Genomic DNA, 14,291 nt, shown 5'->3' on the forward strand with positions numbered 1-14,291 from the left:
ATGCCAACCCGCCCCTTGGTGATTCGGTACGAGGACGACCTGAAGCTCTTTCCCGGCCTGTGGCAGAGGGCCGGCGTGGCGCTGACGTTGAGCATCGCCCTGGCGTACCCGTGGCTCGTGAGCACCCGGTGGCTCACGGTGGGCAACCTGGGCCTGGTGGCCATCGTCGGCGCCGCGTCGCTGATGGTGCTCACCGGCTTCGCGGGACAGGTGAGCCTGGGGCACGCGGCCTTCCTCGCGCTGGGCGCGTACACGGTGGCGGTGCTCGGCGCGAAGCACGGCTGGCCATTCTGGCTGGCGCTGCCGCTGGCGGGGGGCGTGTCCGCGCTGGTGGGCGTGGTCATCGGCGCCTTCGCGCTGCGGCTCAAGGGTTTGTATCTGGCCATCGTCACGTTGGGCCTCGTCTTCCTCACGCAGCACGTGCTGCTCGCGTACCCGGAGGTGACGAACGGGCTGAGCGGCACGGCGGTGCCCATGTACTGGTGGTTCCGCGACGACGCGGGCGTGGCGGCATCACTGAGCGAGACGTGGCTGGTGGGCGGGGTGGGCTTCACCTTCGAGCGGAAGCTGTACTTCGTCTTCGCGCTGCTGGCCGCGGGCACGGTGTGGCTGACGAAGAACCTCCAGCGCTCCGACAGTGGCAGGGCGATGATGGCGGTGAGGGACCAGGACCTCGCCGCGGAGGTGCTCGGGGTTGGCACGACGCAGGCGAAGCTCCAGGCGTTCGGCGTGTCCTCCTTCCTGGCGGGCATCGCCGGGGCGATGTTCGCGTTCCAGCAGCAATACATCACCGTCGAGCCGCCCTTCGACCTGAACCTCTCCATCCAATACATCGCGATGATTGTGTTGGGTGGGGTGGGCACGGTGTTCGGCGCCGTGAGTGGCGCGCTCGCTTTCACCTTCCTGAGTCCCCTGGCGGAGACGGTGGGTGGCGCGATTCCCCTGGTGAACCAGCTCACGTCCGCGCAGCAGTCGACGGTGTTGCTGTCGCTGGTGGTGGTGCTCGTGCTGGTGCTGGAGCCGCTGGGGCTGTTTGGCGTGTGGCTGCGGGTCCGCCGGTACTTCCAGTCGTGGCCGTTCCGTTACTGAGTCAATCCAAGTCGTCGACGTTCAATGAGGGAGGGAATCACCATGAAGCGCGTGCTGCTCACTGTCCTGTTCGTATCGTTGCTGTCGGCCACCGGTGCCCAGGCCCAGCAGGCGGACCTGCGTGACTACGAGGCCGGTTTCTTCGTGCCGCACCGGGGCATCATCTCCAACATGTACCTGCGTCACGTATCTGCCTCCGGCGAGCGTGACTTCTCACAACTCCAGGCGGCCTTCCGAGCCACCTACGTGCTCAAGTTCGGCGACCTCGTCGTGGTCCCGTTCGACGTGAGCCTCCCGGTGGTGGACGTGACGGTGTTCCAGGGCAACCCCGCGACGCCGTCCGCCCCGAAGACGGCGCTGCGCGCGTCGGGCGTGGGTGACGTCACGTACATTCCCACGATTGGATATGGGCTCGTGCAGAACGCCGAGGACAACACCCATACGTGGTTCGCCTTCACGCCCTACGTCACCGTGCCGGTGGGCCAGTACGACAGCAACAAGCTGGTGAACATCGGCGCGAACCGCTGGGTGGTGCGCCCGCAGTTGGTCGCGGGTCAGCGCTTCAAGAAGATCTTCACGGTGGAGGCGATGGCGAGCATGGCCTTCCAGGGCGACAACGACGAGTTCCTGGTGCCGAGCGCGGAGGGTGGCTCGAAGCTGGTGATGAGCCAGGCGCCGTCCTTCGGCGGCATCTTCCACTTCGGCATGGACCTGTCCTCCACGTTCTTCACCGGCGCGGGCTACATCGTCGAGGCGTCCGGCAAGCGCACGCTGGATACGCCCGCGGGTGAGTTGGAAATCGCGAAGCGCACCACGGTGCAGTCGCTGCGGCTGACGATGGGCATCCGGCTGGAGAAGGCGTCCACGCTGATGCTCCAGTTCCAGCCCGACGTGGCTGTCTCGGAGGGTGTGACGAAGAGCCAGTTCATCGGCGCGCGCTTCACGCACGTGTTCTTCTAGGCACTGAGTCCACGGGAGACGGCCTTGGGATTCGGGCCGTCTCCTCGTCGGTTGACGAGCATGCTCAGGTGCGGGTGATGGAGGCGCCGCCGTCCACCAGCGTCGCGGTGCCCGTCACGAAGGACGCGTCATCGGAGGCGAGGAACAGCGCCGCCTTCGCCAGCTCCTCGGGCGTGGCCACCCGCTTCAGGGCGTGCAGCCCGGTGATGAACGTCTTCGACTCCGGCGACGCGTTCACCGTCTGATACATCGCCGTGTCGACACCGCCCGGAAGCAGCGCGTTCACCCGGACGCCCTTCGAGCCGTACTCGGCGGCGAGCGCCTGGGTCAGCCCCACCAGTCCGGACTTGCTCGCGGAGTACGCCGCGGTGCCCGGGAAGGCGAAGCTGTAGCCGACGAACGTCGACGTGAAGATGATGGAGCCCGCGCCCTGCTTCACCATGGGCCCGAGCTGGTGCTTCGCGCCGAGGAAGGCCGCCGTCAGATTCACCGCCAGCGCGTCGCTGAAGCCCTTCTCGGAGATCTCGGTGCTCGGGCCGCTCTCGCCCATGACGCCCGCGTTGTTGAAGGCGATGTCCAACCGGTCGTAGCGCTGCACCGCGAGCGCCACCAGCGCGCGGGCGTACTCCTCGGAGCGGACATCCCCCGCCAGCGCGACGGCCTTTCCACCGGCCGCGACGATTTCGGCGACCAGTGTGTCCAGCTCCTCCTTGCGGCGCGCGCCCACCACCACCTTCGCGCCCTCCGCCGCGAACAGCTTCGCCGCCGCCCGTCCGATGCCCGCGCTCGCTCCGGTGATGATGGCGACCTTCCCGTTCAACCGTTCCATGACTGGCTCTCCCGCGATTCGGCCGGCGAGGTGCCGGCGTCGATGAAAGAGAGATACGCCTCAGCTTTCCTGGGCGTAAGGGTTGGAAGCTGGTCTACTCATTCAGCTTTTATGAATAATGGGAGGTCGTACCCGTGGACCGTCTCCGTGCTTTTGAAGTCTTCGCCTCCGTCGTCCAGCGGGGAAGCTTCACCCAGGCAGCGGACGCGCTCGACACGTCGGCGGCCAACGTCACGCGCTATGTGCACGAGCTGGAGCGACACCTCGGCACACGCCTGCTCAACCGCACGTCACGTCGAGTGTCGCTGACGGAGAGCGGCAAGGCACTGTACGAGCGAGCACGCACCATCCTGGAGGAGGTGGCGGAGGCCGAGGCCCTGGCATCCGCGAGCACCGTCCAGGCACGGGGCCGCCTGCGCCTCAATGCGCCGCTGAGCTTCGGCATCCTGCATCTGGCGCCGTTGTGGCCGCGCTTCCTCGCGCGTCATCCGGAGGTCGAGCTGGACGTGTCGCTCTCCGACCGTGTCGTGGACCTGGTCGAGGAGGGCTATGACCTGGCCATCCGAATCTCGCGCGGTGGAGCGGGGAGCAACATCGGTCGGCGAATCTCCACTTCGCACAACCTGGTCTGCGCGTCGCCCGAGTACCTGGCCCAACACGGTGTGCCCAGGCAGTTGGACGACCTCTCCAAGCATGTCTGCGTCGCATACAGCAACTCGTCGATGGCCGAGGAGTGGCCGCTCACGGACTCCGAGGGCAGGACTCAGGTCGTGCACATGCGCAGTGTGATGCAGAGCAACAACGGCGACACCGTCCGAGCAGCCGCGCTCGCGGGCCGTGGACTGATATGGCAGCCCGGCTTCCTGATTGGCGAGGACCTGCGAGCGGGGCGACTGGTGCGAGTCCTGCCGGAGTATTCGCTGCCGGACATCGACATCCTCGCCATCTATCCCAGCCGGAGACACCTCTCCGCCAAGGTCCGGCTGATGATCGACTTCCTCGTCGAGCAGTTCCGAGGCACGCCACCCTGGGAGCGGACGTAAGCAGTACTCCCAGGGCCGGACTGGCGAGTCGTGGACGACGCGAAGTAGAGGTCCGCGCGTCAGAAGAGGACGACGCCCCGGGCATTCACTCCGCTGTTCATGTCGGTGAAGGCCCGGTCGAGTTGGTCCAGCGTGTACGTCGTCGTCACCAGCTCATCCAGCTTGAGCTTCTTCTGCGTGTAGAGCTCCAGCAGCCGGGGCATGTCGCGGTGGATGTCCGCGGTCCCGAACCAGGAGCCGAGCAGCCGCTTCTCGAACAGGGGCAGCACAAAGACGTTCAGGCTGATCTGCTCCTTCACGCTACCCACGCCGACGACGACACACGTGCCAGCCTTGCGCGTGCACTGGTAGGCCTGCTCGATGGTCTCCTTGCGGCCCACCGCTTCGTACGCGTAGTCCGCGCCACGTCCCTTCGTCAGCTCGCGAATGGCGGCCACCGGGTCCGTCTCGCGCGCGTCGATGACATCCGTCGCGCCGAAGACCTTGGCGAACTCCAGCTTCCTCGGGTGGACGTCCACCGCGATGATGCGCTCCGCCCCGGCAATCACCGCGCCCTGGATGATGTTCAGCCCCACGCCGCCCGTGCCGAACACCACCACCGAGCCACCGGGCGGCATCTGCGCCGTGTTGAGCACCGCGCCCACGCCCGTCGTCACCGCGCAGCCAATCAGCGCGGCCTTGTCCAGCGGCGCGTCCTCCGGGAGCTTCACCGCCGCTCGCGCTGGCACCACCGCGTACTCCGCCAGCGCGCCGAGCGCGGAGAAGACATTCAGCTCCCGCGAGTCCTTGTGCAACCGCGAGCTGCCGTCCGGCATCCGGTTGCTCGCGTTGATGCGCTCGCCCAGCTCACACAGGTTCGGACGTTGGATTCGACAGAAGTAACACTCGCCACATTGGGCGACCCACGAGAGGACGACCTTGTCGCCCTTCTTCACGTGCGTGACGTCCTCGCCTACTTCCTCGACGATGCCCGCGCCCTCGTGTCCCAGCACACAGGGGAGCTTCATCTTCACGGTGCCGTTCACCACGGACAGGTCCGTGTGACAGACACCACAGGCGACCATGCGGACGAGCAGCTCGCGCGCCTTGGGCGGCTCGAAGCTCACGTCGGTGATGGTCAGCACGTCCTTCTCGAAACACACGGCGGCCTTCATGGGGGCTCCTGATTCGGAGGGGAACAGCGAGAGGGGGGACGACAGACGAACGTCAGAGCTGCATCGCCTTGAGCTCCTGGAACTCCTCCAGTCCGTACCGGCCCAGCTCACGGCCATGTCCGGACTGTCGGTAGCCACCGAACGGCGCCAGCGGGTTGAAGCGGCCTCCGTTGATGTCCACCTGACCGGTGCGCATCCGCCGAGCCACCCGCTTCGCCCGCTCCACATCCTCCGACCAGACGCCACCGGCGAGGCCGTAGATGGTGCTGTTCGCGATGCGGACCGCGTCGTCCTCGTCGTCGTACGGCATGATGGCGAGCACGGGGCCGAAGATTTCCTCCTGCGCGATGCACATCTCCGGCGTGACGTTCGCGAAGACGGTGGGCTTCACGTAGTAGCCCTTCGAGAGCCCCTCGGGCTGCTCGGGTCCACCGGCGACGAGCTTCGCGCCCTCGCGAATGCCCTGTTGGATGTACTCACGGACACGAGTGCGCTGCGCGTCGGAGATGACCGGACCGAGCTTCGCCTCGCCCTTGAACGGGTCGCCCACGGTGAAGCCCGCGGCGACTTCGGCGGCGATCTTCACGGCCTCTTCATGTTGCGCGCGCGGCACGAGCAGGCGCGTGTGCGCCGTGCACGTCTGCCCGCTGTTGAGGAAGCAGTTGCCGACGCTCCGCTTCACGGCGGTCTTGAGGTTCGCGTCGTCGAGGATGATGGACGCGGACTTCCCGCCCAGCTCCAGGGACACGCGCTTGACGGTGGCTGACGCCAGCTCCGACACCCGGCGTCCCGCCCGCGTCGAGCCCGTGAAGGACACCATGTCCACCTCGGGGTGACGCACGAGCGCCTCGCCGACGATGGGGCCCGTCCCCGAGACGAGGTTGAAGACCCCGGGTGGCACACCGGCCTCGTGGAGAATCTCCGCGAGCATGAAGGCGTTGAGCGGGGCCACTTCGCTCGGCTTGAGAACGATGGTGCAGCCCGCCGCCAGCGCGGGGGCCACCTTCGCGATGGTCTGATGGAGCGGATAGTTCCACGGGGTGATGCAGGCGACGACGCCCACCGGCTCGCGCACCACCAGCGAGTTGCCCACCTGCTCCTCGAAGGACAGGTCCTGGAGGAGCTGCACATAGGTGCCCGTCACGGCGATGGGCGTGCCCACCTGGATGGGCTTCGACAACGCGATGGGCATGCCCAGCTCGCCCGTAATCGTCCGGGCCAGCTCATCCTGTCGGGCAGTCAGCCCCGCCTGGAGCCGACGCAGCAGGGCCGCGCGCGCCTCGACGGGATGGGTAGACCAGGTGTCGAAGGCGGCACGCGCGGCGCGCACCGCGCGGTCCACGTCCTCCACGGTGCCTTCGGGGATTCGCCCCATGACCTCCTCGGTGGAGGCGCTGAGCACATCGATGTGTCCCGTCCCTCGGGACGCCACCCACTCACCGTGGATGTAGAGCTTGTCGTAGACCTGCATGCGGTTCTCCCAACGTCAGAGGAAAGAGCGGAGCCGTCAGACGCGCTCCAGGACGGCGGCGATGCCCTGCCCCACCCCGATGCACATGCTGACGAGCGCGTAGCGACCACCAGAGACCTGGAGCTGGCGCGCGGCCGTCAGCGCCAGGCGCGCACCCGACGCTCCCAGCGGATGACCGACAGCGATGGCGCCGCCGTTCGGATTCACCCGACTGTCGTCCTCGCTCAGCTCCAGCAGCTTGAGGCAGCCGAGCACCTGCACGGCGAAGGCCTCGTTGATTTCGATGACGTCCAGGTCGGCCAGCGTCAGTCGTGCCCGCTCCAGCGCCTTGCGCGCGGCCGGGACGGGGCCCAGGCCCATGGTGCGAGGCGGAACCCCGGCAATCGCGGCCGAGACGATGCGCGCGAGCGGCTTGCACCCCGCATCCTCACCCACGTTGAGGGAGCCGATGAGCAGGGCCGCCGCGCCGTCATTGATGCCGGAGGCGTTGCCCGCGGTGACGACCCCATCCGCCGCGAGCGGCCTCAGTGTGGATAACTTGTCGAGCGTCGTGTCCGCGCGCGGGTGTTCATCCGTCGCCACGGTGGTGACGGTGCCCCGTCGCCCAGGAAGCTCCACGGGGACCAGCTCGCCGGAGAAGAAGCCACGGGCCTGGGCGGTGGCGTACTTCTGCTGGGACGCCAGGGCGAAGCGGTCCGTCGGCTCGCGACCTATACCCAAATCCCTCGCGATGTTGTCCGCCGTCTCCGGCATCGTGTCCCCGCCGAAGCGCGCCACGAGGCGTGCGTTGGGGAACCGCGCGCCCAGCGTCGTGTCGAAGACCTGAGCCTCGCGGCTGTAGGGCGACTCCGCCTTGCCCATCGCGAAGGGCGCGCGGCTCATGCTCTCCACGCCTCCCGCGACGAACAGCTCCCCCTGCCCCGTCATCACGGAGCGCGCCGCGTCCAGCACCGCCGCGAGACCGCTGCCGCACAGCCGGTTCACCGTGACGCCGCCGGTTTCGATGGGCAGTCCCGAGAGCAGCGCCGCATGTCGCGCCACATTGCGACTGTCCTCACCCGCTTGATTGGCGCAGCCGATGACGACGTCCTCGACGGCACCGGGCTCGAAGGGGCCGCGCGTGAGCAATGTCCGGATGACTCCGGAGAGGAGGTCATCGGGACGTACGGGAGCCAGGGCTCCGGCGTGGCGGCCGAACGGCGTGCGCAGCCCGTCGTAGATATAAGCACTCATGAGGGTCAGTTCTCCGGAGTGAGGAGGGAGACGCCGAGTCGGGCTCGGCGGGACAACCACGGACTTGCGCGATAGCGAGGGTCACCCGAGGCGGAGTGGATGGCCTCCAACACCTTCAGCAGCCTGCGGGGCCCGAGCGCGTCGCCCCAGGACAGCGGGCCTAAGGGATAGCCAAGCCCCAGCGTCACCGCGGCATCGATGTCCTCGGGACTGGCGATGCGCTGCTGCGCGATGTCGCAGGCGATGTTGACGACCGTGGCGAGCACCCGCTGTGAGACGAAGCCCGTGCTGTCGTGGATGCGCGACACCGGAGTGCCATCCGCCGCGAGCAGCGACAGCGCCGAGTCCAGGAACGGCCGCCGTGTCACCGGCGTCGTCATCACCGTGCGGCGGCGCTCCGGACCGAACAAGAGGTCCACGGCCACGGTGCGCTCGGGGTCGACCTCCAGTGCCAGCGCCGTGGTCGTCGCATCCCTCCCCAGTGGGGCCACCAGACACAGTGACTCCGGAGAGGGCTGCTCACCGTCATCCGGGAACCAACCCGCCGCACGCACCAGGGACAACAAGGCATCCCGCCAGGCGGGCTCATCGGCGGCGACCCACACCGGCCGACGCTCGCCCGAGGGAATCGCGGGCTCCGGCTCGACGCGGGGCTTGCCGCCTTCGTGGGAGTAGAAGCCCCGCCCGCTCTTGCGTCCGAGCAGTCCCGCCGTGAGTCGCTGCCTCAGGACGTACGACGGACGGAAGCGCGGCTCCTGGTAGAACTGCTCGTAGACGGACTCCATCACCGGGTGGGAGACGTCGAGCCCCGTCAAATCCAGCAGCTCGAAGGGCCCCATCCGGAACCCCGCCGCCTCGCGCAGCACCCGGTCGATGTCCGCGAAAGAAGCGACACCTTCCTGGAGGATGCGCAGCGCCTCCGTGCCGAAGCCGCGTCCCGCGTGATTGACGATGAAGCCCGGCGTGTCCGCCGCGCGCACTGGCCGGTGCCCCAGACGATGGGCCAGCGCCACGAGAGCCTCGCCTACCCACGGCTCCGTGCGCGCGCCCTCGATGACCTCCACCACCTTCATCAACGGCACGGGGTTGAAGAAGTGGAAGCCTCCGACCCGACCCGGGCGCTCGCAGACGGAGGCGATGGCCGTCACCGACAACGACGAGGTGTTCGTGGCCAGGAGGCAGCCGGGGCCGACGATTCCCTCCAGGCGCGTGAACAGCTCCTGCTTCACCCGGAGGTCCTCGACGATGGCCTCCACGACCACGTCACAGCCCGCGAGCGACGCCTCGCAGGGAACGGGCTCCAATCGGGACGTCGCCGCTCGAGCCGCATCCGGCGACAAACGGCCCTTCGTCACCAGCGAGTCGAACATCGACGCGACGCTCGTGCGGGCTTCTTCCGCGGCCTGGGGACGCGCGTCGAACAGGCGCACCGTGATTCCGGCCTGCGCGGCGAGCTGGGCGATGCCGCGCCCCATGACACCCGTGCCGACCAGACCCAGCGTGAGCGAGGGGGCTTGGACATCGACCATGTCAGCGTCCCTCGAAGGCGGGCTTGCGCTTGTCCAGGAAGGCCCGCATGCCTTCCTTCTGGTCCCGGGTCGCGAAGAGGAGCTGGAACGCCTTGCGCTCCAGCAAGAGCGCCTCCGACAGCGACGCATCCTGGCCCGCGAGGACGACCTCCTTGATTTGCCGCACGGCCAAGGGCGGCATGCGCGCCACCTTGCGCGCGAGCGCCAGCGCCCGCTCCAACACCTCGCCGTCCGGAACCACTTCCGTGACGAGCCCCATCGCCTCCGCTTCCCGGGCCGTCATCGGCTCACCGGTGAGCAGCAGCTTCATCGCCTTGAACTTCCCCACCGCCCGCGTCAGGCGTTGCGTGCCGCCCGCTCCCGGCATGATGCCGACGCGAATCTCCGGCTGGCCAAAGCTGGCACCCTCGCCCGCGACAATCATGTCCGCGTGCATGGCCAGCTCACACCCACCCCCGAGCGCAAAGCCATTCACCGCGGCGATGACCGGGCTGGGGCACTCCACCAAGGACTGCCAGAGCCGATGTGTGTCTCGGAGCAAGAGCTCCACCGGCGTCGCCTCCGCCAGCGCCCGCAGGTCCGCGCCCGCCGCGAAGAACTCCGGACCGCCCGTCAGGACGATACAGCGGACGGCCGTGTCCGCTCCCAGCTCCAGGAAGCAGGCAGCCAGCTCCTGGCGCAGCTCCAATCCCAATGCATTGCGAACCTCGGGGCGGTGGAGTCGCACCAATGCGACCCCTTCCTCGGGCTTCTCAACGAGCACTTGAGCCATGGGCCGGTCTCCATCAATTTCGCTGTGCGGAATTGAATTTCGCAAACCTTGACCCATTTGTACTGTCTGTTTATCGTGAAGGCAATCCCGCACTTTCAGGACCGCCATGCGACGCTTCTCAGCCCTCTCATCTCCTCCCAATGACGTTGGTGCCCCCTACGTGGAGTCGCTGGAGCAGGTGGGCGAAGAAGAAGTGAAGGACCGTCAGTTCGTGACGGCGCTCGCGCGGGGGCTGGAAATCCTGCGCGCCTTCACGCCTCAGCGCCCCATGCTCGGCAACCAGGAGCTCGCGGCGAGCACGGGGCTGCCCAAGCCCACCATCTCCCGGCTCACGCACACGCTGACGCGGCTGGGCTACCTCACGTATTCCCAGCGACTGGGCAAGTACCAGCTCGGCACCCGTGTGCTGGCATTGGGCTTCGCGGCGCTGTCCAACATGGGGGTGCGCGACGTGGCGCGGCCCCTGATGCAGGACCTGGCGGACTACGCCAACGTCCCCGTGTCCCTGGGCAGCCGAGACCGTTTGAATGTCGTGTACGTGGAGCACTGTCGCTCCACGGCGGCGGTGACGCTGCGGCTCGACATCGGCTCACGGCTTCCGCTGGCCACCACGGCCATGGGGCGCGCGCTGCTCGTCGCGCTACCAGAGGGCGAGCGCCGCTACTTCATGGACCACATGGCGAAGCGGGAGCCGGAGAAGTGGCCGCGCCTCCAGGCCAGCATCGAGAAGGCGCTCGAGGAGTACCGCACCCACGGCTTCACGCTCTCCGTCGGCGACTGGGACAAGGACGTCAACGCCGTGGGCGTGCCCTTCATCGCGCCGGATGGCAGCGGCTTGCTGGCCTTCAACTGTGGCGGCCCGTCCTTCCTCCTCCCGCGCCAACGACTGCTCCTGGATATCGGGCCCCGCCTGGTGAACCTCGTCCGCAGCGTCGAAGCGGCCCTCCAGAATCGCTGACAAGGAATCCCCTGCCCATGATGCGCGAGGACGACACCCTGGACCCGCTGCTCACCATGCTCGAGCGCTTCGTGAAGGAGCGCTTGATTCCCAACGAGCATCGCGTCGCGGACGAGGACGCCATTCCCGCCGACATCATCATGGAGATGCGTGGGCTGGGCCTGTTCGGCCTGTCCACCCCCGTGGAGTACGGCGGCATCGGGCTGAACATGAGCCAGGAGGTGCGGGTGGCCTTCGTGCTCGGTCAGACGTCGCCCGCGTTCCGCTCGCTCATCGGCACCAACAACGGCATCGGTTCGCAGGGAATCGTCCTGGACGGCACGGAGGAGCAGAAGAACAAGTACCTGCCCCGGCTGGCCTCGGGCGAGATTGTCGGCGCCTTCGCGCTGACGGAGCCGAACGCCGGCTCGGATGCCTCGTCTCTGAGGACCACGGCCCGGCGCGACGGTGACGTCTACGTGCTCAATGGCACCAAGCGCTTCATCACCAACGCGCCGGAGGCCGGGCTGTTCACGGTGATGGCGCGCACCAACCCCGACGAGAAGGGCGCGAGTGGCATCTCCGCGTTCCTCGTCGAAGCGGGCACGCCGGGGCTGCACATCGGCCCCGCCGACCGGAAGATGGGCCAGAAGGGCACCCACACCGCCGACGTGCTGTTCGAGGACTGTCGCGTCCCGGCGACGCAGCTGCTCGGCGGCGTGGAGGGACAGGGCTTCAAGACGGCGATGAAGGTGCTGGACAGGGGCCGGCTCCACATCGCGGCCGTCTGTGTCGGCGTCTCCGAGCGCCTCATCCGCGAGAGCCTCCGCTACGCGATGGAGCGCGAGCAGTTCGGCAAGCCCATCGCGGAGTTCCAGCTCATCCAGGCGATGCTGGCCGACAGCCGCATGGAGGCCTACGCGGCCCGGTGCATGGTGCTGGACGCGGCCCTGCGCAGGGACCAGGGGCAGAACATCAGCACCGAGGCCTCCTGCTGCAAACTGTTCGCGAGCGAGATGGTGGGACGCGTCGCGGACCGCGCGGTGCAGATTTTCGGTGGGGCGGGCTACATCGCGGATTACGGCATCGAACGCTTCTATCGCGATGTGCGCCTCTTCAGGCTCTACGAAGGCACCAGTCAAATCCAGCAACTGGTCATCGCGCGCAATATGATGCGCGAGGCGAGCTGAGCCGTCCCCGCGAGGCGCCGGCACCGTCCCGCCTTGGGAGCATGCATGTACGTGGTCTTCGGAGTCCTTGCTGGTATCACCGTCTTCGTGCTCGCCCTGCGGCAGTGGTTGCTGCGCAGGGAGGGCGCGCCCAGCCCGAGCGAGCCCTTCGACGGGCACGTCTACCGGGTCGGCAAGGCGGTCATCGCCGAGCGACGCTGCGAGCAGCCCCGCGCCACGGTCATCGGCATGCACGGCTTCGTGGCGGACATGCGCTACTTCACCCGCCACTACGGCGAAGCCGACATCCAGCTCATCCTGGTGACGAGCTGCGACTACCACCTGCCCATCACCGCGCCTCGTGAGCAACCCGCCCCCTGGGCGAAAGTCCCGACGGCGCCGGAGGGCACCATCGCCCACGACGCCGCGGTGCTGGTGCAGGCGCTGGAGCACCTGCCGAAGACGGACCAGGTGCGGGTCCATGGGCACTCGCGCGGTGGCGCGGTCGTCCTGGAGGCCGCGAAGCAGCGGCCTGACTTGTTCGAGCGCGTGGAGGTGGTGCTGGAGGCGCCCGTGCTCCCGCAGGCGCGGCCCTACACGAGCCTGTCGCGCGCACAGCTCTGGCTGCTGCCCTTCCTCATCCCCCTGTGGCGGCGTGCACCCATCGCCCGCCACAACCGGGGCGCCTGGGGGCCGCTGGAGGACTCGCGCAAGCGGGAGCTCATCATGGCCTTCCCCTTCAACCCGAAGCGGGTGTCGACCATGGTGGCCAACCTGCTGGATATCGGCGCATGGAGCCGGGAGCGTGACGCGTCGGTGTTCCGGAACGTGCGGCGAGGCACCGTGCTCGTCCCGGGCAAGGACCGGGTGCTGGAGTCCTCCTCCATGCTGGAGAGCGCTCAGCGCGGCATGCCCGAGCTCAACGTGGTGAAGCTGGACGGGTGCAGCCACTTCGTCGTGTGGGACCGGCCGGACGCGATGCCCGCGCTGGCTCGCGTCACGGAGCGTGCCGCCGCGAACGGGTGAGCGCCCTCCTACTTGCGATGCCACCAGCGCTTGCGCGCCGCGCGGACGTCGGACCAGTCCACCAGGCTGTCGTGCACGTTCTCCTGCCCCCGCTGGGCGTCGGGCATGTCGCCGGACTCCACCCGGGCGATGAGCTCCGGCAGTCGCGCGTAGAACGTGGGTGAGCGGTACTGGGGATGCAACGTCCACAGTCCGGGCCCGGTCCCCAGGAAGTCCAGCCGCCACAGTCCCTTGCTCGCCATGGTCCGGGTGACGAGGTTCTCCGGCTCCCGGTAGGGCGGATTGCCGGCGCGCAGCGCTCGCAGGACGTGGATGGGCGGTGCCAGCCTCGCGCGCAGCGGGCCCAGGCGCCGCGTCATGGCGTCGCGGTCCACCAGGAAGACGCGGCTGCTGAAGCGGCGGAAGCGGAAGGCCCGCGGTGCGCCATCCGGCTCATACCAGCGGGCATCCACGCCGATGGTGCCATCCGTCCTGGGAGGACCCGAGAGCGGACTGCAGCTCACCAGCTCCTCACGCGCGGCGAGCTGCTCCGCGGCCTCGGTCACCCACGTCCGCGAGCCACCGCCGATGAGCATGTCCGCGTCCAGGTGCAGGACATGCCGGTGCGCTGCCTGGGCCACACCGAAGAAATAGGAGTGATAGGGGCCGCCGCGCGAATCCTTCATCGGCAGGCGAGTACCGCCGAAGAACCGTTCGGAGAGGGCCTGGGTGGTGGCGGGCGAGTAGTCCACCTCCACCACGCGCACTCGAGGGTCGGCGGCGCGCAGCTCCGCGAGCAGCGCCTCCATCTTCGGCTTCCGCTCCAGCCACGCCTCGGCGAAGCGACTGCCCTGACTGCGGTGCAGGTCCAGCACCAGCAGGATTTCCTGCACGGAGGGACCGAGCTGACGGAGCTGGTGCGGCAGGATGAGCCGCGCGTGCGGATGGTCCGTGGGCGCCAGGTTGATTTGCAGCGTGACGGGGCTCATGGCTCACCCGCTCCGGCGCACGGCCCAGGAACAACACGGACGTGCCCTGCCCGACACGGCCCTGGGTGGGCCGCGAGGCAAAGGCAGACATCTACGAGGTTCGAAGGGGAC

At 68.2% G+C, this 14,291-nt stretch carries 13 protein-coding genes; 6 read left to right on the plus strand and 7 right to left on the minus strand.

The genetic code is table 11. The annotated features are described in order from the left end of the window. On the plus strand, positions 1-1,089 hold the full coding sequence (locus tag G4D83_RS06480) for a branched-chain amino acid ABC transporter permease (RefSeq protein ID WP_163863757.1): 1,089 nt from the start codon (positions 1-3) through the stop codon (positions 1,087-1,089). A 42-nt stretch (positions 1,090-1,131) separates the two neighbouring features. Next, entirely contained in the window at positions 1,132-2,049 is a 918-nt protein-coding gene (locus tag G4D83_RS06485) for a transporter (RefSeq protein WP_163863758.1), read from the plus strand. Positions 2,050-2,113: 64 nt separating this feature from the next. On the opposite strand, the gene G4D83_RS06490 is transcribed toward G4D83_RS06485, so the two are convergent. Beyond that, complete coding sequence (locus G4D83_RS06490; protein ID WP_163863759.1) at positions 2,114-2,878, minus strand: SDR family oxidoreductase; 765 nt, start codon at positions 2,876-2,878, stop codon at positions 2,114-2,116. Between the two features lie 134 nt (positions 2,879-3,012). Between G4D83_RS06490 and G4D83_RS06495 the strand changes: the two genes are divergently transcribed. Then, complete coding sequence (locus G4D83_RS06495) at positions 3,013-3,921, plus strand: LysR family transcriptional regulator (RefSeq protein WP_163863760.1); 909 nt, start codon at positions 3,013-3,015, stop codon at positions 3,919-3,921. Positions 3,922-3,980: 59 nt separating this feature from the next. Here G4D83_RS06495 and G4D83_RS06500 read toward each other — a convergent pair whose 3' ends face one another. The 5 genes from G4D83_RS06500 to G4D83_RS06520 are packed head-to-tail and all read right to left on the minus strand — an operon-like array spanning position 3,981 to position 10,080. Further along, entirely contained in the window at positions 3,981-5,075 is a 1,095-nt protein-coding gene (locus G4D83_RS06500; RefSeq protein WP_163863761.1) for a Zn-dependent alcohol dehydrogenase, read from the minus strand. Positions 5,076-5,127: 52 nt separating this feature from the next. Continuing rightward, positions 5,128-6,546 (minus strand): aldehyde dehydrogenase family protein, encoded by a 1,419-nt coding sequence (locus G4D83_RS06505; protein ID WP_163863762.1) that lies wholly within the window; start codon positions 6,544-6,546, stop codon positions 5,128-5,130. Between the two features lie 36 nt (positions 6,547-6,582). Beyond that, positions 6,583-7,779: a 3-oxoadipyl-CoA thiolase gene (locus G4D83_RS06510; protein WP_163863763.1), complete on the minus strand. Its 1,197-nt coding sequence runs from the start codon at positions 7,777-7,779 to the stop codon at positions 6,583-6,585. A gap of 5 nt (positions 7,780-7,784) precedes the next feature. Beyond that, positions 7,785-9,308: a 3-hydroxyacyl-CoA dehydrogenase gene (locus G4D83_RS06515; RefSeq protein WP_163863764.1), complete on the minus strand. Its 1,524-nt coding sequence runs from the start codon at positions 9,306-9,308 to the stop codon at positions 7,785-7,787. A 1-nt stretch (position 9,309) separates the two neighbouring features. Then, on the minus strand, positions 9,310-10,080 hold the full coding sequence (locus G4D83_RS06520) for an enoyl-CoA hydratase (protein WP_163863765.1): 771 nt from the start codon (positions 10,078-10,080) through the stop codon (positions 9,310-9,312). 106 nt (positions 10,081-10,186) lie between these two features. Between G4D83_RS06520 and G4D83_RS06525 the strand changes: the two genes are divergently transcribed. The 3 genes from G4D83_RS06525 to G4D83_RS06535 are packed head-to-tail and all read left to right on the plus strand — an operon-like array spanning position 10,187 to position 13,212. Then, complete coding sequence (locus G4D83_RS06525) at positions 10,187-11,038, plus strand: IclR family transcriptional regulator (RefSeq protein WP_163863766.1); 852 nt, start codon at positions 10,187-10,189, stop codon at positions 11,036-11,038. A gap of 17 nt (positions 11,039-11,055) precedes the next feature. Beyond that, a complete protein-coding gene (locus G4D83_RS06530; protein ID WP_163863767.1) occupies positions 11,056-12,207 on the plus strand; it encodes an acyl-CoA dehydrogenase family protein in 1,152 nt (383 codons plus the stop codon). A gap of 45 nt (positions 12,208-12,252) precedes the next feature. After that, positions 12,253-13,212 (plus strand): alpha/beta fold hydrolase, encoded by a 960-nt coding sequence (locus tag G4D83_RS06535; RefSeq protein WP_163863768.1) that lies wholly within the window; start codon positions 12,253-12,255, stop codon positions 13,210-13,212. A gap of 8 nt (positions 13,213-13,220) precedes the next feature. Here G4D83_RS06535 and G4D83_RS06540 read toward each other — a convergent pair whose 3' ends face one another. Then, positions 13,221-14,180 (minus strand): hypothetical protein, encoded by a 960-nt coding sequence (locus G4D83_RS06540; RefSeq protein ID WP_163863769.1) that lies wholly within the window; start codon positions 14,178-14,180, stop codon positions 13,221-13,223. Positions 14,181-14,291: the final 111 nt, after the last annotated feature.

Origin of the sequence: Myxococcus eversor (genome assembly GCF_010894455.1) — a bacterium.
In the GTDB taxonomy this organism is placed as follows: Bacteria; Myxococcota; Myxococcia; order Myxococcales; family Myxococcaceae; genus Myxococcus; species Myxococcus eversor.

Excerpts from the sequence above, each read along its gene's own strand:
- G4D83_RS06480 (WP_163863757.1), top strand. The coding sequence starts at position 1 with ATGCCAACCCGCCCCTTGGTGATTCGGTACGAGGACGACCTGAAGCTC.
- G4D83_RS06485 (WP_163863758.1), top strand. The coding sequence starts at position 1,132 with ATGAAGCGCGTGCTGCTCACTGTCCTGTTCGTATCGTTGCTGTCGGCC.
- G4D83_RS06490 (WP_163863759.1), bottom strand. The coding sequence starts at position 2,878 with ATGGAACGGTTGAACGGGAAGGTCGCCATCATCACCGGAGCGAGCGCG.
- G4D83_RS06500 (WP_163863761.1), bottom strand. The coding sequence starts at position 5,075 with ATGAAGGCCGCCGTGTGTTTCGAGAAGGACGTGCTGACCATCACCGAC.
- G4D83_RS06505 (WP_163863762.1), bottom strand. The coding sequence starts at position 6,546 with ATGCAGGTCTACGACAAGCTCTACATCCACGGTGAGTGGGTGGCGTCC.
- G4D83_RS06510 (WP_163863763.1), bottom strand. The coding sequence starts at position 7,779 with ATGAGTGCTTATATCTACGACGGGCTGCGCACGCCGTTCGGCCGCCAC.
- G4D83_RS06515 (WP_163863764.1), bottom strand. The coding sequence starts at position 9,308 with ATGGTCGATGTCCAAGCCCCCTCGCTCACGCTGGGTCTGGTCGGCACG.
- G4D83_RS06520 (WP_163863765.1), bottom strand. The coding sequence starts at position 10,080 with ATGGCTCAAGTGCTCGTTGAGAAGCCCGAGGAAGGGGTCGCATTGGTG.
- G4D83_RS06525 (WP_163863766.1), top strand. The coding sequence starts at position 10,187 with ATGCGACGCTTCTCAGCCCTCTCATCTCCTCCCAATGACGTTGGTGCC.
- G4D83_RS06530 (WP_163863767.1), top strand. The coding sequence starts at position 11,056 with ATGATGCGCGAGGACGACACCCTGGACCCGCTGCTCACCATGCTCGAG.
- G4D83_RS06535 (WP_163863768.1), top strand. The coding sequence starts at position 12,253 with ATGTACGTGGTCTTCGGAGTCCTTGCTGGTATCACCGTCTTCGTGCTC.
- G4D83_RS06540 (WP_163863769.1), bottom strand. The coding sequence starts at position 14,180 with ATGAGCCCCGTCACGCTGCAAATCAACCTGGCGCCCACGGACCATCCG.